The sequence below is a fragment of the Nocardioides sp. R-C-SC26 genome, assembly GCF_021246465.1.
In the GTDB taxonomy this organism is placed as follows: Bacteria; Actinomycetota; Actinomycetes; order Propionibacteriales; family Nocardioidaceae; genus Nocardioides.
On the sequence record NZ_JAHRHK010000016.1, the window covers coordinates 66,334 to 80,342 of the forward strand.

The window sequence follows — 14,009 nt, forward strand, 5'->3', positions numbered from 1 at the left end:
GGCCCGCAGGGCGGCCCCCCCGGCGACGTCGGCGGAGTCGGAGGCGAGGTCAAGGCCGAGGGCTGGGCCGGCTCCGGCGCGGCGGCCGACGCCGAGATCGGGTGGAAGGACGGCAAGCTGACGGTCAAGGGCGAGGGCGGCGTCGCCGTCCTCCTCGGCGGCAAGCTCAGCGGCGGCGTCACGCTCGACCTGCCCGAGATCGCCTCGAACGGCGGCAAGCTCATCGACGCGATCGTCCCCGGCTGACGTTCGACGACCATCTCCACCACCTCGACTACCCCGACAGGAATCCCCGATGAACGCGACCACCCAGTCCACGACGCCCGGCAGCGGCGCCGACGCGGCGCCGGTGCCGTTCCGCTTCGAGCTCCCCTCGCCGTTGTGGCAGCCGACCGACCCCGAGACGGTCGGCGTGACCAACGCACTCTTCTTCGCGCTCCGAGCCGATGACCCCGCCGACCCCCTCGCCGGCAGCTACACGCCGTCGCTGACGATCAGCGGCGGCTGGCGCGACCCCGGCACGACCGTGGCCCAGGTGGCGGAGGAGTCGCTGGAGAAGCTGCGGATCCAGGGATTGTCCGACGTCGAGGTCGTGCGACGCCGCGAGGTGGAGTCCGATCACGCACCGGCGCTCGCCCAGACCATCGGCGGCCTCGTCGACATCGACGGCACCCGGTTCGACATCCGTCAGCAGCAGGCGGTCTTCGGCTACCGCGACCTGACCAGCAACCGCATCGCCATCGTCATCCACACCCTCACCTCCACCTATGCGCAGGAGGCGGACCTGGAGTCGGAGTGGCGCAGCTACGTCGCCTCGATCGAGGTCGTGGTGGACGGCGGCGACGCCACCGCCTGAGGGTGACCGCTGGGTGCCGCTCTCAGAGCGAGCCGGCGAGCCAGAGGATCAGCAGGATGACCCCGGCGACCAGGAGTCCGCCGCCGGCCAGGATCGCGACGCCCAGCGCCATCCTCTGTTCGATCGGCATCTGCTGCCGCAAACCGAGACCCTCCGCCGCATCCTCGATCAGCCGGCGGCCGGTGCCGGAGCTGAAGGAGTAGGAGACCACCTCGGCCGGTCGCAGGTCGTCGTCCAGCGCATAGGTCTTCTCGAAGCCGACCTTGTGGATCCGGCCCCGCTCGACCGTGCCGGAGGCGGCGATACGTGGCGTGCCGGCGATCCACTCGACCTCTCGCGCCACGTCGGTGATCGTGTAGCGACCCTCGCCGCGCAGGCGCACCTCGTGGGTGAACGACTTTCGCAGTCCGGCGCGGTTGAAGGCACCCCACCACTGGGCGTCGGCAAGGTCGAGCACGACGTCGAAACCGCCGTCCGCGCTGGCCACCTGGTAGGGCGTGCCGTCGGACGCCGCCCGCACGGCGTCCTCGAGGGCTGACGCCGCATCGTGCTGCGACTGGTTCATGACTGCTCCTCCACGACGAATCGGAAGTTCAGCTCGCTGCCGACGGCATCGGTCACGGTCACCGTGACCGGGTAGGTGGCACCGCGCGTGGTCACCTCGCAGGTCAACGTCGCCTCGGGCAGGCCGGGCAGGTCCTCGGGGCACATCACGGAATCGACGAGGGAGCCCGACTCCTCCGCGATCCCGGCCTCCAGGCGCTGCTCGAGATCGGCGGCGGCCATCGTGAGCCCGGGGTCGAACTGCCAGTCCCAGCCGCGCTCGCCGCCGCCCGGGAGCACGATCAGGCCGATGCGCTGGTCGCCGATCGTGGCCACGCAACGCTGTGCCTCGTCGGCGGAGGAGTCCGGATCGAGACCGCCGTCGCAGTCGACGGCGTCCGGGGCACCGCGGTCGGCGGTCGCCTCCTCCGTCATCCGGTCGAGGACGGCGGACTCCAACCCCGCGCGGTCGAACCCCTCCTCGCCGGGGGCGCCGTCGTCGGAGCCGCAGCCGGCCGCCGACATCAGGACGCCGGCCAGCACGGACGCGGTCAGGGCGCGCTTCATCCCAGGTCGCATGTCCGTCGCTTACCCCGGTACCCGGGGTTTCATCCCACCCGCAGGGTGCGGACACGGTGCGTCGTCCCCGGCGTCTACCAGTGACCGTGTGCCCGCACGTCGCGGCGCGCGGCGACCGCCGTCAACGACGAGACCACGGCGACGAGCGACGCGGCCCCCACGACGGCCCACCAGTACCCGGGAAGCTCGACGGCGACCGAGTCGACCCGGATGGCGTCGATCACGAGACCGTCGATGTGCCGGGCGATGACGACCAGCCCGACGAGGTATCCGACGTTGAGGGCGACCCACTGCGCGACCGCGTCGGTGATCGAGACGGTCGCGACGACGAACAGGACCGGTGCCGCGAGAACCACCCAGAAGACCACGGCGTAGGCGTGCTCGCCGGCGGCGGCCAGCCGCTCGCTGACGCCGATCGCGTCCCCCTCCATGGCACGGAGCAGCACCGCGGTGATCGCCACGCTGGAGACCGCCATCGCCGCCCCGAGCAACCGCACCGGGTTCATCACCCCAGTGTGCCGCCGGGTGGCAGCCGTGTCAGCCTCGCCGCTCCGCGACGGCGTGTCTGAAGGCGCGGGCGCGCCCCGGTGCCGTCAGGCCAGAGCCAGGAAGAGCTTCTCCATCTTCTTGGTGTCGACGCTGTCGGGCCCGCCCTCGGCCAGGCACTTCTGCAGGCCGGCGGCGACCAGCGCGTAGCCGCCGCGCGCGACCGCCTTGTTGACGGCGGCCAGCTGCAGGAGGGCGTCCTCGCACTCAGCCCCGTCCTCGAGCATCCGCACGACCGAGGCGAGATGACCGTTGGCGCGCTTGAGGCGCGTGATGATCGCCTTGATCTCCTCAGGCTCGAGTTGCATCGGACGCTCCTGCCTCGTCGGGACGCTGCTCGGGCCCAGCGCCGGCGACCAGCCGCTCCATCATCCCCTGCAGGCGTTCGCGTGCGTCCGCGGCCACGGTGGCGAGCTCGGCGTCGTCCACGATCGCGGCCAGGAACGCCGGGTCGAAGGCGTCGACGCGCGTCCCTCCGTCGGGCGTTGCCGCGAGGACGACGTTGCACGGCAGCAGTGCGGCGATCCGCGGGTCGGACTGAAGCGCGCGATGGGCCAGCTGCGGGCGGCAGGCGCCGAGAATCCGCTGCGGGGCCACCTCCACGCCGAGTTTCGCCTGCAGCGTGGCGGCGATGTCGATCTCGGTCAGCACCCCGAAGCCGACGTCGGCGAGGGCTGTCCGCACCTGCACCTCCGCATCGTCGATGGGCATGGCGAGCGTGGTGGACAACGTGAACTCGATGGCGGTCATGGCCGCGTCCTCTCGTGACTTGACTATCCCCCCAGGGGGTTGTGTACCTTCAACACCATATCCCCCCAGGGGGTTCTACGAAAGGGGGCGCCGCGATGGCGCAGACCGTCTCGATGACGTCCGACCCGGCGCGCCGCGACAGCGAGAGCCACGGCCCGCTGGGCCGGCTCGGGCTGTGGGTCATCGACCACCGCAAGCTCGTCGGACTCGTCTGGGTCCTGCTCGTCGTCGGCCTCGGCGTGTTCGCACCCGCCGTCGAGAAGAACCTGTCCGGGGCCGGCTGGCAGGCCGACGGCTCGGAGTCCGTCGCGGTGCGCGACCTGGCCCAGGGGCACTTCGGCGGCAACGCCAGTCATGCGATCCAGGTCGGGGTGCACAGCACCGACGGGCCTCTCGCTCAGGGCGAAGGCCGCGCGGTCATCGACGACGTCGTCGCGCTCCTGCGCTCCGATCCCCGGCTCGCCGATGTCGTGCCCCCGGTGCCAGGCGCCACGGTCTCGCCCGACGGTGAGACCGCCGTCGTCCTCGCGGGGGCGGGCGTCGACACGAACGAGATGGTGCGGGTGGCGACAGATATCAAGGAGGGTCTGCACGGGCTCTCGACCGAGACGGTGCAGGTGAACCCGACGGGTTCCTCGCTGCTCTGGTCGGACTTCAACGAGGCCAACCTCGAGGCGATGCTCACCTCCGAGTTGTACTCCTGGCCGGTGACGCTGGCCATCCTGGTGCTGGCGTTCGGTGCCCTGGTCGCCGCCGGACTGCCCCTGCTGCTGACGCTGGCCGGCCTGATCGCCTCGGCGGGATCTCTGGTGCTGATCAACGAGCTGATGCCGGTCTCCATCTGGGCGATGAACTTCGCCATGATGTTCGCTCTCGCACTCGGCATCGACTACGCACTGTTCGTGGTGGCGCGCTACCGCGCCGCCCGATTCGGGCACGGTGCGAGCGCGGAGTCGGCGATCGCCGAGACCATGGACACCGCCGGCAAGGCCGTGCTGCTCTCCGGTGCCACGGTGCTGGTGTCACTCTCAGCGGTGATGCTGGTGCCCTCACCGGCGTTCCGATCGATGGCCGGCGGCATCATGCTCTCGGTCGTCTTCGTCCTGGCCGCGACCCTCACCCTGCTGCCGGTCGTGCTGGTCGCGCTCGGCGACCGGATCAACACGTTCGCGCTGCCGTGGATGCGCGTGGGCGAGCATCGCTCCCCCCTGTTCGCCCGCTGGGGTGCTCACCTGTGGCGTCGTCCGATGATCTGGGGGCTGGGCTCGACGGTGCTGCTACTCGCACTGGCAGCTCCGATCCTGGGCCTGAAGACCGGCATGCCGTCGATCAAGGTGCTGCCCGAGGACGCCAGCGCGCGCATCGGGTACGGCCTGGTGCAGGACGCCTTCGGGGACGGCGCGCCCGGCATGCTGCAGATCGTCGCGGCCCGCGACGACGTCGACGCGGCGTCGTCCACCCTGGCCGGCGACCCCGGGATCTCCGCCGTCCTGCCGCCGCAGCCGAGCGCCGACGGATCGGACCTGACACTGATCCAGGCGATGCCGACGGTCGACCCGTCGTCCCCGGAGCTGGCCGACACCGTCGACCGACTCCGCGCCGACCTGCCGGCCTCCGCGCTCGTCGGCGGCGCCGCGGTCGAGAACCTCGACCTCACCGACCAGCTCCAGCGCTCGACGCCACTGGTCATCGGCGTCGTCCTGGCACTCGGCTTCCTGCTCCTGCTCATCGCCCTGCAGGCACCGCTCATCTCACTCCTCGGCACGCTGGCGAGTCTGCTGTCGACGGCCGCCGCGTTCGGTGTCGCGCGACTGGTCTTCCAGGACGGACATGGCGCGGGGCTGCTCGGCTTCGAGTCCCAGGGCTTCCTCGACGCGTGGGCGCCGGTGTTCTTCTTCGCCATGATCTTCGCCATCGCCATGGACTACACGGTGTTCCTGCTGGCCTCGGCCAAGGAGCACTGGGAGAAGTCGGGCGACCCCCGTGAGGCGATGGTCGGCGCAGTGGCCCACTCGGGTCGCGTGATCTTCGCCGCCGGCGGGGTGATGGTCGCGGTGTTCTTCACCTTCGCCCTCTCCGGACCGCTACCGCCCAAGGAGATGGGCGTGATCCTCGGTGTCGCCGTCCTGCTCGACACCTTCCTCGTGCGTCTCGTGCTGCTGCCGGTGATGCTGCGGGCCACCGGCCGCGCCGCCTGGGCAGCACCGTCCTGGCTGCGCCGAGTGCTGCCGGACATCAGCTTCGCGCACGACTGACCGCTGCATCCCACATCCGTTCGACCATCCTGAAAGGCATTTCGATGACATCAGCCTCACCGCTCTCCACGCCCGTTCTCGACGAGCCCTCGCCCCTCCATCGCCAACTGCGACGCGCGACCCCCGGCGTCTACCAGGGCTTCGGCGCCCTCTCCCAGGCCGCCTTCGCCGACGGGGAGCTGCCGGCACGCACGAAGGAGCTGATCGCGCTGGCGATCGGTGTGGTCGAGGGGTGCGACGGCTGCATCGCCTCACACGCCCAGGCAGCGGTGCGTGCCGGCGCCACCAGGCAGGAGGCCGCCGAGGCGATCGGCGTGACGTTCCTGATGCACGGCGGCCCGGCCACCATCCACGGTGCCCGTGCCTACGACGCGTTCTGCTCGTTCGCCGACGCCGCCGAAGCCACCGACGCCTGAATCACCCACCCGCGAGAACGAGGAGACGCTGCGATGTGTCGTGCTGTTCGATGCCGCACCTGCGGCAGGACCACCTGGGCCGGATGCGGCAGCCACGTGGCCGCCGTCCGCGCCGGAGTCCCGGCCGACCAGTGGTGCGATGGTCATGACGACGCGCCGCGGGCCAGCGGTCTGGTGCGTCGTCTGCTGGGGCGGTGACGCCGATGAATCTCGATCGCGCCGTCCTCACGCTGGCGGGAAGCCTGGTGCTGCTGGGCAGTCTGCTCACCGCCGTCGTCTCGCTCTGGTGGCTGCTGCTCCCGGTGTTCGTCGGCCTGAACCTGCTTCAGGCCAGCCTGACCGGCTTCTGCCCGGCGGCGACCATCCTGCGGCGGCTGGGAGTGCCGGCCGGCTGCGCCTTCAGGTGACCGGGGCCGTCACGCATGCCTCTGGGAGCGCCGCGCCGTAGCGACGCGCTCGATCAGTAGTACCAGGGGTAGGGACTCCAATCGGGGTCCCGCTTCTCCAGGAACTGGTCACGGCCCTCCTGGGCCTCGTCGGTCATGTAGGCCAGGCGGGTGGTCTCGCCGGCGAAGAGCTGCTGGCCGACCAGGCCGTCGTCGATGGCGTTGAAGGAGTACTTGAGCATCCGCTGCGCGGTGGGGCTCTTGCCGTTGATCAGGCGGCCCCACTCCAGCGCCGTCGCCTCGAGCTCGGCGTGCGGGACGGCGCGATTGACCGTGCCCATCCGGACGCCGTCCTCAGCGGAGTACTCCTGGGCGAGGAAGAAGATCTCGCGGGCGAACTTCTGGCCGACCTGACGAGCCAGGTACGCCGAGCCGAAGCCGCCGTCGAAGCTGCCGACGTCGGCGTCGGTCTGCTTGAAGCGGGCATGCTCGAGCGAGGCCAGGGTCAGGTCGCTGACGACGTGGAGGCTGTGACCGCCACCGGCCGCCCAGCCCGGCACCACGCAGATGACGATCTTCGGCATGAAGCGGATCAACCGCTGGCACTCCAGGATGTGCAGGCGCGCGAGCCTGGCCTTGTCGATCGCGCTCGGCTCCTCCGCGCCGGTGTCGCTCGCGCCGGCGGTGACGTCCTCGTACTGGTAGCCCGCCTTGCCGCGGATCCTCTGGTCGCCCCCGGTGCAGAAGGAACGCTTGCCGTTCTTCGCGCTCGGTCCGTTGCCCGTCAGCAGCACGCAGCCCACGTCGGCGCTGATCCGGGCGTGCTCCAGGGTGCGCAGCAGCTCATCGACGGTGTGCGGGCGGAAGGCGTTCAGCACGTCGGGGCGGTCGAAGGCGATGCGCACGGTGCCGTGCGCCTTGGCCCGGTGGTAGGTCAGGTCCGTCAGATCCTCGAAGCCGGGGACGGCGTCCCAGGCGTCGGGGTCGAACGTCTCGGACACACCCGCGATCGCGCTCATGGCGGCGAGGCTATCGGGGTGTGGAATCGCGGCTCGCAGGATGGTGTTGTGAGGAGCATGGCTACCGAACGAGTGCTGCACGGCGAGTACGACCCCAGCCCCAGCGAGTGGGTGCGCAACCAGGTCGAGGCCTACGAGGCCAGTGGCGGGCAGGAGGCCAACACGCTGCCCGACCATCCCGAGTGGCCCATCGTGGTGATCACCTCGGTCGGGTCGGCATCGGGCAAGCTCCGCAAGAACCCGGTGATGCGCGTGGAGAAGGACGGCGTCTACGCCGCCGTCGCCTCCAAGGGCGGCGACCCCGAGCATCCGTCGTGGTACCACAACTTCCTCGCCAACCCGCTGGTCGAACTGCAGGACGGCCCCGAGCCCCGGGCCTACACGGCTCGCGTCGCCGATGGCGCCGAGCGCCAGGAATGGTGGGACCGCGCGGTCGCCGTGTACGCGCCCTACGCCGAGTACCAGGAGAACACCGACCGCGAGATCCCCGTCTTCGTGCTCGAGCCCGCCTGACCGGCGACGTCGGAGCGCACCGGCGCGGACGGCCGTGACCGGCGTCACCTCGACGTGCTCGCGTCGTTGAGACGACGTGCGCCGCCGATCCCGCTGGTCCCTGCTCGCCCCTGCCCTGGCTCTCGCGACGGCTGTGACGCTGACGGTCACGCCAGGTCCCAGTACGGCCGCGGCGCCCGACCCCGCCGCCGAGATCGGCACGGCCGTCGACGCGTACGGCCGGATCGTCGGCCCGGGCGGTCAGCTGCGCAACCCGGCCTACCTGGCCGCGCTGCTCGAGCAGATCCCGGCGCAGTACGTGACGCGGATGCTGACCCAGGTCGCCTTTCCGGCCCGGCTCGCCGTCACGGCCGGGCAGCTGGTGCCGGGATGGGACGTCGGCAACCCGCTGCGGGCTGGGTGGGCACCCCAGCGTGGCCAGACGCGACCGGTCGCGTTCACCAACCGGCACGGCGCCCTGCTGCGCGGACACGTCTACGCGCCGCGCACCGGCGCCCGCGACCCGTACACCGGCGAGCGCCTCTCGCCGCCGTATCCCAGCGTCGTCATCACGCCGGGCTCGATCCAGGGCTCGGAGGGCATGTACGTCTGGCTGGCCCAGGACCTCGCCGAGCGCGGCTACGTCGTCCTCACCTTCGACGTCCAGGGGCAGGGCGCGGCCGAGACTCTGCCGCACACCACCGGGGATGCGTTCCCCTTCTGCAACCCGCTGGGTGCCCCGACCGACGGCGAGATGACCGGCTGCCCGGGGGTGCCCTTCCAGCAGCTCGCGAACTTCACCGTCGGCACCGAGGACGCGATCGACTTCTTCCTCGCGACGCCGAGCGCCCCGGCGCCGAACCCCGCGTCCGACGGCGCGCGGGTCGACGCCTTCAACCCGTTCTGGCGTCTCGTCGACCGCCGGCCGGACCCGACGCCGAACGCGCCGGGCCGCACCACCCGCCTGGCGATCATCGGGCACTCCCTCGGCGGCCGCGCCGTCTCGCAGGTGCAGGCGACCGACCGACGCGTGTCCACGGTGGTCGCCCTGGACAAGCTCGACGGAACCGCACGACCGGTCGTGCCCGCGCTCGCCGTCCAGTCGGAGTACTTCTTCGCCCCCACGCCGTCGTTCCTGGGTGGCGGAGGGCTGCTGCCCACCCCGACGCCGTCCGGCCCCGCTGCGGGGCGCGAACGTGCTGCGGGCTTCGACGCGTGGAGCAAGGCCGGCGTCGACTCCCTGCTGATCGTGCCGCACGCCTCGACGCATCTGGAGTACACCGACATTCCGCTCGTCCTCCCCGCGAGCAGGTACGGCCAGGCGCTGACCAGCGTGTACGTGCAGCGCTGGCTCGATCGCTACCTGCGCGATCGGCCCAGTGCGGCCCCGCTCTTGGCGCAGCGCTTCCGCTACCTCGAGCCGACCGCGCCCGGCCGCTGGACCCCGATCACCCTGTCGCGCGGACCGCTGTTGAGCCGCCAGTTCTGCTCGGCCTACGACCTCCGCGACCGCCGGGGGCGCCACCGCGACCTCGACATCTCGGCCGTGGGGTGTTGACCCGTCTCTACTTGAAGACGGGTCAACGCGGGGGGCGTCAGGGGCGGGAGATCGAGGCCGCCAGGCCCGCGAGGTGTCCCAGCCGGGCGAGCTCGGAGTCGACGAACTCCGGGCCGCCGTGACGCGCCACGATCACGACCTCGTTGCCGTCGAAGCGGGCGCCCGCGTAGAGCGTGTCACCGCTCCCTGCGGAGTCGTCGGCCTCGTCGAAGCTGAGCCGGGCCGGTCGCTCGAGCTCGAGGAACTCCAGGTCGGACGGCGCCGCGCCGGTGCCGTAGGCGACGCCGTGGGCCCGGTGCACCCGCGCGGCCCAGTCGACACGGAACACCGTCGGCAGCAGGTCGACCAGACGGTCGGGTGCCTCGGACGGCGAGGCCGTCAGCTCCTCCACCGCCTCCAGGTCGAACAGCAGGCCACCTCCGGGGTACCGGCTGATCCAGACCACGCGCACGCCGTCGAGGGCGTTGCACGCCGAGACCACCGAGTCCGGCATCACCTCCGGCGGCACCTCGAGGAGGACGTCGTCCAGCGCGGAGCCGTCGTGGCGCTTCTCCACGATCTCGATCGCCTCGATGTCACCGCCGGCCTGACCGATCGCCGTCGCCAGTCGACCCAACGACCCCGGGACGTCGGGCAGTTCCACGCGCAGCAGGAAAGGCACCCCAGCAGGCTAACGCGGTCGCGTTGCGTCCCCGTTTCGGTCCATCCCGGCTCGCAGCCGGGCGGCCATGCCCGACGCGCGCCGAGCCTCCCGCTCCACCGCGGCGCGGACGGCGGTCTCGGTGCCGATCACACGCACCCGCCGCTGGGCGCGGGTGATCGCGGTGTAGAGCAGCTCCCGCGTGAGCAGGCGGCTCTCGGCATCGGGCAGCACCACCGTGACGACCTCGGCCTGGCTGCCTTGGGCCTTGTGGACGGTCATCGCGTGCATCGTCTCGACCGCGTCCAGCCGACTCGGTGCGAAGTCGCGCAGCCGGTCGGTGCCGGCGATCCAGGCGCGTGGACGCCCCTCGGCGTTGGGCACGACGACGCCGGTCTCACCGTTGTAGATCTCCAAGGTGTAGTCGTTGGCGGTCACCAGAAGGGGCCGGCCGGCATACCAACCGCCGCCGGCACCGAACGTCAGTGACTCGCCGAGCTCCTCGGTCAGCCACTGCTCGACCATCGCGTTCCAGCGACGCACCCCGAACGGACCCTCCCGGTGGGCGCACAGCAGTCGATGCCGATCCAAGGCGGTGACCGCCGCCTCGGGATCACCGGCCAGCGCCGCCGCTCGGACGGCGAGCGCTGCGGGCAGGGCCTCGGCCCGAACGCCGTCGGCGGGGTCGGTGGTCTCGAGGAACTCGACCTCGGCGGCGTCCTCGTCGTCGCGGGCGAGACGCAGGGCGTCGAGCGCTCCGTCGGCGTCGCCCAGCCGTAGGGCCTCGGCGAGTCGACGGATCCGGCGGGTCGAGCGGAAGTTGGTGGTGACCGCCGCGACCGGCGTCGCGATGCTGCCCTCGGTAGCCCCCGAGACGGCCTCCGGCGCGCCCGCGGAGCCACTGCCAGACGCGGACTCGAAACCGCGCACGACGTCGGCGAGCACCGCGCCCGCGCCGACCGACGTGAGCTGGCGGGGGTCGCCGACGAGGACGAGCCGCGCCTGCGGCCGCACGGCGTCGAGCACGCGCGCCATCATCGTCAGCTCGACCATCGAGCACTCGTCGACGATGACGACGTCGTAGCCCAGGCGATGGTGCCGGTCGTGTCGGAAACGGGTGCTGTTGTCGGGGCGCCAGCCGAGCAGCCGATGCAGCGTCAGCGCGGGCGGGCGGCCGACCATGGCACGGTCCAGGTCGGCGTCCAGCCCGCTCATCGCGGCGAGCTCGGCGGTGACGGCCTCGTGCAACCGGGTCGCCGCCTTGCCCGTCGGAGCGGCCAACGCGACGTTGAAGGACCGACCCTGCGCTCGTGCCTGGTCGGCCAGCAGCACCAGCATCCGCGCGACCGTGGTGGTCTTGCCCGTCCCCGGGCCGCCGGTGAGCACCGTCGTCCAGTTGCGGACGGCGTGCACGGCGGCCGCCTCCTGCTCGGCACTGAAGTGCACTCCGCGCACCCGGCGCAGAGCCGCCTCGAGTGCAGCATCGTCCACCGACGGCGGCGGCGCCGTCGCACGCGACACCAGGTCTCGTGCGACCTGTTCCTCGAGCCGGTGGTAACGGTCGAGGTAGAGCAACGGCGGCTCCCAGCGCAGTGCCCCCTGGGCGACCAAGGGCGAGGCCGCGACGACCTCCGCCCAGGCCGCCGCGGCCGGCCAGGGCAGGTCGGGCAGCACCTCGCGTAGTCCGTCGACGGCCGCCAGGTCGAGGCAGACCGATCCGGTGCGGACGGCCCGCACGGCGAGGGCGAGCGCCAGGCGCACCGACGCGTCGTCCTCCCCGCCGAGGTCGGCAGTGCGGGTCGCCACCTGGAGATCGGCGGCGGTCAGCACGCCGGCGCGATTGAAGTCCGCCAGTGCACCCGACGCGCCGAGTGCGAGCCTCGCGTCGTACTCGCCCACCGGCTCGAACAGCTCGGTCATGCCCGCTCCTCCCGCGCCAGGCGACCGTCGAGGAGGTCGGACAGCGCGTCGAGCAGCGCGACCGGCGGAGTCCAGGCGAAGACGCCGCACGGGTCGCCGTCGACGACGGGAGTGGCCGGGCCGGCCAGCCCCCGGACGTAGAGATACAGCACACCTCCGAGATGGCGGTGCGGGTCGTAGCCCGGTTGGCGCCAGCGCAGGAAACGGTGCAGCACGACGGCGTAGAGCAGGGCCTGGAGCGGGTAGTCGGAGTGGCCCATCGCCTCGATCAGGGCAGGGCGGGCGTAGTGGGTGGCGGGGTTGAGGGGGGCGAGGTGGGTAGTCGGGTCGCTGGGTTTCGAGACGCTCGCTGGCGCTCGCTCCTCAACCACCGGAGAGACGACCCGCGCTCGCTCCTCCACCACCGGAGAGACGACCCGCGCTCGCTCCTCAACCACCGGAGAGACGACCCGCGCCCGCTCCTCCACCACCGGTGCGGGGAGATCGGCGAGGCGGGGGCCGAGCCAGTTGGTCTTGTAGTCGACGATCACGTAACGCGCTTCGCCGTCGTCGCCGCGATGACGCAGCACGACGTCGACCGAGCCGGTGAGGTAGCCGTGCAGGCTCTGCTCGCCCAGGGTGGTCGGCCCGGACGGACCGACGAGCAGGCCCGCGTAGGCACGGATCGGGTCACTCTGCGGCAGATGGCGACGCAGCAAGGGCGCGACATCGGCGAGGGTCGGTGGTGCGTCTGCGCGATGCTCGTCGCCGCCGGCCAGCGGCAGCTCGAAGTCCAGCTCGCGGAGTCGATCGCGCAGGGGGAGCTGACGCAGCGACAGCCCCCCGACACTCTCACCGAGCGGGGTGTCGCAGACGGCGATCAGGGCGTCCGCGAGAACCTCGACGTCGAGGTCGACGGGCCACCAGGTCAGCTGCTCGGCGATGTGCTCCACCAGCTCCGCGCGCAGGTCGGGAGCATCGGGGTCGGCGTGCTCGAGCACGGCGTGGACGAGGGACCCGAAGCGGGCACCGACGGGCAGGGTGGCCATCGGTGAGTCGAGGTGTGGGTGGGGGTGGAGGTCGGCGCGGTGGTCGGGGTCGGCGGTCGGGTCGCCGGGTTTCGAGACGCCCGACCTCGTTCCTCGGTCGGGCTCCTCGACCACCGAGGGGAGCTCGACCAGAGCGGGGACGGCCTCGTCGTCCTTGAGCGCGATCTCGGGCTCGGAGTCGACGCCGGCGCCGGCGTGGGCTGCGTCCTGACCTGCCGCCGAGAGGGCGGAGTAGGAGGTGCGGCGCCAGGAGAGATCGATGGATCGCCCGAAGGTGCGGACGCCGAGATCGGCCACCTCGACGGTCGCCTCGGACGCCGTGAGCGGCGCGATCTGGGCGAGCTCCGGCGCAGGTCCGCCGGCGTCACGCCAGCGGCCCAACAGGTCGATCACCGCGCCCTCGGGTGGCACCGGCGGGGAGTCGGGGACGAACGCCTCGCCCGGCTCACGGTGCAGCAGACGGTGCAGGGGGGAGGCGACGGCGTTCTTGGTCGGCGCCCACCACAGCACGACCTGCGACTGCGCTCGGGTGACGGCGACGTACAGCAGCCGCAGCCACTCCCCCGCCTCCTCCTCGGCCCACCGCGCGACGTGATCGCCCCACTGCGGGCCGGCTCCCCCGACGTCGAGGCAGCGACGGCCGTCGACATCGTGGAAGAGCGGACGGTCCGCCTTCGGCACGAACCGGTCTGCGAGCGCCGGCAGGTAGACGACGGGGTACTGCAGACCCTTGCTGGCGTGGATCGTCACCAGTTGCACCGCGCGGGCATCGGAGTCCAGACGGCGGGTCCGGTCGCCGCCCGAGGTACGACCCGAGCGCGCGTCGGCGACATGACGACGCAGCCAGGCCAGCAGTGCCACCAGGCCGAGCCGATCGCGGTGGCCGACGTCGTGCAGCGCCTCGCCGATGTGCCGGAGATCGGTGAGGCGCCGCTCGCCGCCGAGGTGCCGCAGCAGGCGCGCGGGGAGCCCCCCAGCGCTGGCGGACTCCAGCACCGCTCCGCCGCCGCGCCGCGGGGGC

The 14,009-nt window shown here is 72.0% G+C and carries 16 protein-coding genes; 7 read left to right on the forward strand and 9 right to left on the reverse strand.

Annotation, left to right across the window (positions count from 1 at the left end):
* The coding region (locus KSO97_RS14450; RefSeq protein ID WP_232680075.1) for a hypothetical protein at window positions 1–246 on the forward strand (246 nt) is incomplete at its 5' end.
* A gap of 49 nt (window positions 247–295) precedes the next feature.
* Window positions 296–856 (forward strand): hypothetical protein, encoded by a 561-nt coding sequence (locus tag KSO97_RS14455; protein ID WP_232680076.1) that lies wholly within the window; start codon window positions 296–298, stop codon window positions 854–856.
* Window positions 857–878: 22 nt separating this feature from the next.
* Here the strand turns inward: KSO97_RS14455 and KSO97_RS14460 are convergent, their stop codons facing one another.
* The 5 genes from KSO97_RS14460 to KSO97_RS14480 form a co-directional block, all read right to left on the reverse strand.
* Window positions 879–1,421 (reverse strand): hypothetical protein, encoded by a 543-nt coding sequence (locus KSO97_RS14460; RefSeq protein ID WP_232680078.1) that lies wholly within the window; start codon window positions 1,419–1,421, stop codon window positions 879–881.
* The gene (locus KSO97_RS14465) at window positions 1,418–1,966 is read right to left on the reverse strand and encodes a DUF4333 domain-containing protein (protein ID WP_232680080.1); all 549 of its coding nucleotides are present in this window, start codon (window positions 1,964–1,966) and stop codon (window positions 1,418–1,420) included. Before KSO97_RS14465 ends, KSO97_RS14460 begins: the two co-directional genes overlap by 4 nt.
* Window positions 1,967–2,052: 86 nt before the next feature.
* The gene (locus KSO97_RS14470; RefSeq protein ID WP_232680082.1) at window positions 2,053–2,484 is read right to left on the reverse strand and encodes a hypothetical protein; all 432 of its coding nucleotides are present in this window, start codon (window positions 2,482–2,484) and stop codon (window positions 2,053–2,055) included.
* A gap of 87 nt (window positions 2,485–2,571) precedes the next feature.
* Window positions 2,572–2,832: a metal-sensitive transcriptional regulator gene (locus KSO97_RS14475; RefSeq protein WP_232680084.1), complete on the reverse strand. Its 261-nt coding sequence runs from the start codon at window positions 2,830–2,832 to the stop codon at window positions 2,572–2,574.
* Window positions 2,816–3,274, reverse strand: coding sequence for a DUF302 domain-containing protein (locus KSO97_RS14480; RefSeq protein ID WP_232680086.1), 459 nt, complete (start codon window positions 3,272–3,274; stop codon window positions 2,816–2,818). The genes KSO97_RS14475 and KSO97_RS14480 overlap by 17 nt, the downstream gene beginning before the upstream one ends.
* Window positions 3,275–3,369: 95 nt before the next feature.
* On the opposite strand from KSO97_RS14480, the gene KSO97_RS14485 reads away from it, so the two are divergent.
* The 3 genes from KSO97_RS14485 to KSO97_RS14495 all read left to right on the forward strand — a co-directional run bounded on the left by KSO97_RS14485 (window position 3,370) and on the right by KSO97_RS14495 (window position 6,352).
* The gene (locus KSO97_RS14485; protein WP_232680088.1) at window positions 3,370–5,529 is read left to right on the forward strand and encodes an MMPL family transporter; all 2,160 of its coding nucleotides are present in this window, start codon (window positions 3,370–3,372) and stop codon (window positions 5,527–5,529) included.
* A gap of 44 nt (window positions 5,530–5,573) precedes the next feature.
* A complete protein-coding gene (locus tag KSO97_RS14490; RefSeq protein WP_232680090.1) occupies window positions 5,574–5,945 on the forward strand; it encodes a carboxymuconolactone decarboxylase family protein in 372 nt (123 codons plus the stop codon).
* A 203-nt stretch (window positions 5,946–6,148) separates the two neighbouring features.
* Entirely contained in the window at window positions 6,149–6,352 is a 204-nt protein-coding gene (locus KSO97_RS14495) for a YgaP-like transmembrane domain (RefSeq protein WP_232680091.1), read from the forward strand.
* Between the two features lie 53 nt (window positions 6,353–6,405).
* Here the strand turns inward: KSO97_RS14495 and KSO97_RS14500 are convergent, their stop codons facing one another.
* Window positions 6,406–7,350, reverse strand: a complete 945-nt coding sequence (locus tag KSO97_RS14500; protein WP_232680092.1) for a 1,4-dihydroxy-2-naphthoyl-CoA synthase — start codon at window positions 7,348–7,350, stop codon at window positions 6,406–6,408.
* A gap of 57 nt (window positions 7,351–7,407) precedes the next feature.
* On the opposite strand from KSO97_RS14500, the gene KSO97_RS14505 reads away from it, so the two are divergent.
* Both KSO97_RS14505 and KSO97_RS14510 read left to right on the forward strand, forming a co-directional pair.
* The gene (locus tag KSO97_RS14505) at window positions 7,408–7,863 is read left to right on the forward strand and encodes a nitroreductase family deazaflavin-dependent oxidoreductase (protein WP_232680093.1); all 456 of its coding nucleotides are present in this window, start codon (window positions 7,408–7,410) and stop codon (window positions 7,861–7,863) included.
* Between the two features lie 76 nt (window positions 7,864–7,939).
* Window positions 7,940–9,400: an alpha/beta hydrolase gene (locus KSO97_RS14510; protein ID WP_232680094.1), complete on the forward strand. Its 1,461-nt coding sequence runs from the start codon at window positions 7,940–7,942 to the stop codon at window positions 9,398–9,400.
* Window positions 9,401–9,437: 37 nt separating this feature from the next.
* Here the strand turns inward: KSO97_RS14510 and KSO97_RS14515 are convergent, their stop codons facing one another.
* The 3 genes from KSO97_RS14515 to KSO97_RS14525 form a co-directional block, all read right to left on the reverse strand.
* Window positions 9,438–10,061: an amino acid-binding protein gene (locus KSO97_RS14515; RefSeq protein WP_232680095.1), complete on the reverse strand. Its 624-nt coding sequence runs from the start codon at window positions 10,059–10,061 to the stop codon at window positions 9,438–9,440.
* A 9-nt stretch (window positions 10,062–10,070) separates the two neighbouring features.
* Complete coding sequence (gene recD, locus KSO97_RS14520; RefSeq protein ID WP_232680097.1) at window positions 10,071–11,960, reverse strand: exodeoxyribonuclease V subunit alpha; 1,890 nt, start codon at window positions 11,958–11,960, stop codon at window positions 10,071–10,073.
* The coding region (locus KSO97_RS14525; RefSeq protein WP_308188315.1) for a 3'-5' exonuclease at window positions 11,957–14,009 on the reverse strand (2,053 nt) is incomplete at its 5' end. The genes KSO97_RS14525 and recD, both read right to left, overlap by 4 nt.

Excerpts from the sequence above, each read along its gene's own strand:
- KSO97_RS14470 (WP_232680082.1), bottom strand. The coding sequence starts at position 2,484 with ATGAACCCGGTGCGGTTGCTCGGGGCGGCGATGGCGGTCTCCAGCGTG.
- KSO97_RS14485 (WP_232680088.1), top strand. The coding sequence starts at position 3,370 with ATGGCGCAGACCGTCTCGATGACGTCCGACCCGGCGCGCCGCGACAGC.
- KSO97_RS14505 (WP_232680093.1), top strand. The coding sequence starts at position 7,408 with ATGGCTACCGAACGAGTGCTGCACGGCGAGTACGACCCCAGCCCCAGC.
- KSO97_RS14490 (WP_232680090.1), top strand. The coding sequence starts at position 5,574 with ATGACATCAGCCTCACCGCTCTCCACGCCCGTTCTCGACGAGCCCTCG.
- KSO97_RS14465 (WP_232680080.1), bottom strand. The coding sequence starts at position 1,966 with ATGAAGCGCGCCCTGACCGCGTCCGTGCTGGCCGGCGTCCTGATGTCG.
- KSO97_RS14500 (WP_232680092.1), bottom strand. The coding sequence starts at position 7,350 with ATGAGCGCGATCGCGGGTGTGTCCGAGACGTTCGACCCCGACGCCTGG.
- KSO97_RS14455 (WP_232680076.1), top strand. The coding sequence starts at position 296 with ATGAACGCGACCACCCAGTCCACGACGCCCGGCAGCGGCGCCGACGCG.
- KSO97_RS14460 (WP_232680078.1), bottom strand. The coding sequence starts at position 1,421 with ATGAACCAGTCGCAGCACGATGCGGCGTCAGCCCTCGAGGACGCCGTG.
- KSO97_RS14475 (WP_232680084.1), bottom strand. The coding sequence starts at position 2,832 with ATGCAACTCGAGCCTGAGGAGATCAAGGCGATCATCACGCGCCTCAAG.
- recD (WP_232680097.1), bottom strand. The coding sequence starts at position 11,960 with ATGACCGAGCTGTTCGAGCCGGTGGGCGAGTACGACGCGAGGCTCGCA.
- KSO97_RS14480 (WP_232680086.1), bottom strand. The coding sequence starts at position 3,274 with ATGACCGCCATCGAGTTCACGTTGTCCACCACGCTCGCCATGCCCATC.
- KSO97_RS14495 (WP_232680091.1), top strand. The coding sequence starts at position 6,149 with ATGAATCTCGATCGCGCCGTCCTCACGCTGGCGGGAAGCCTGGTGCTG.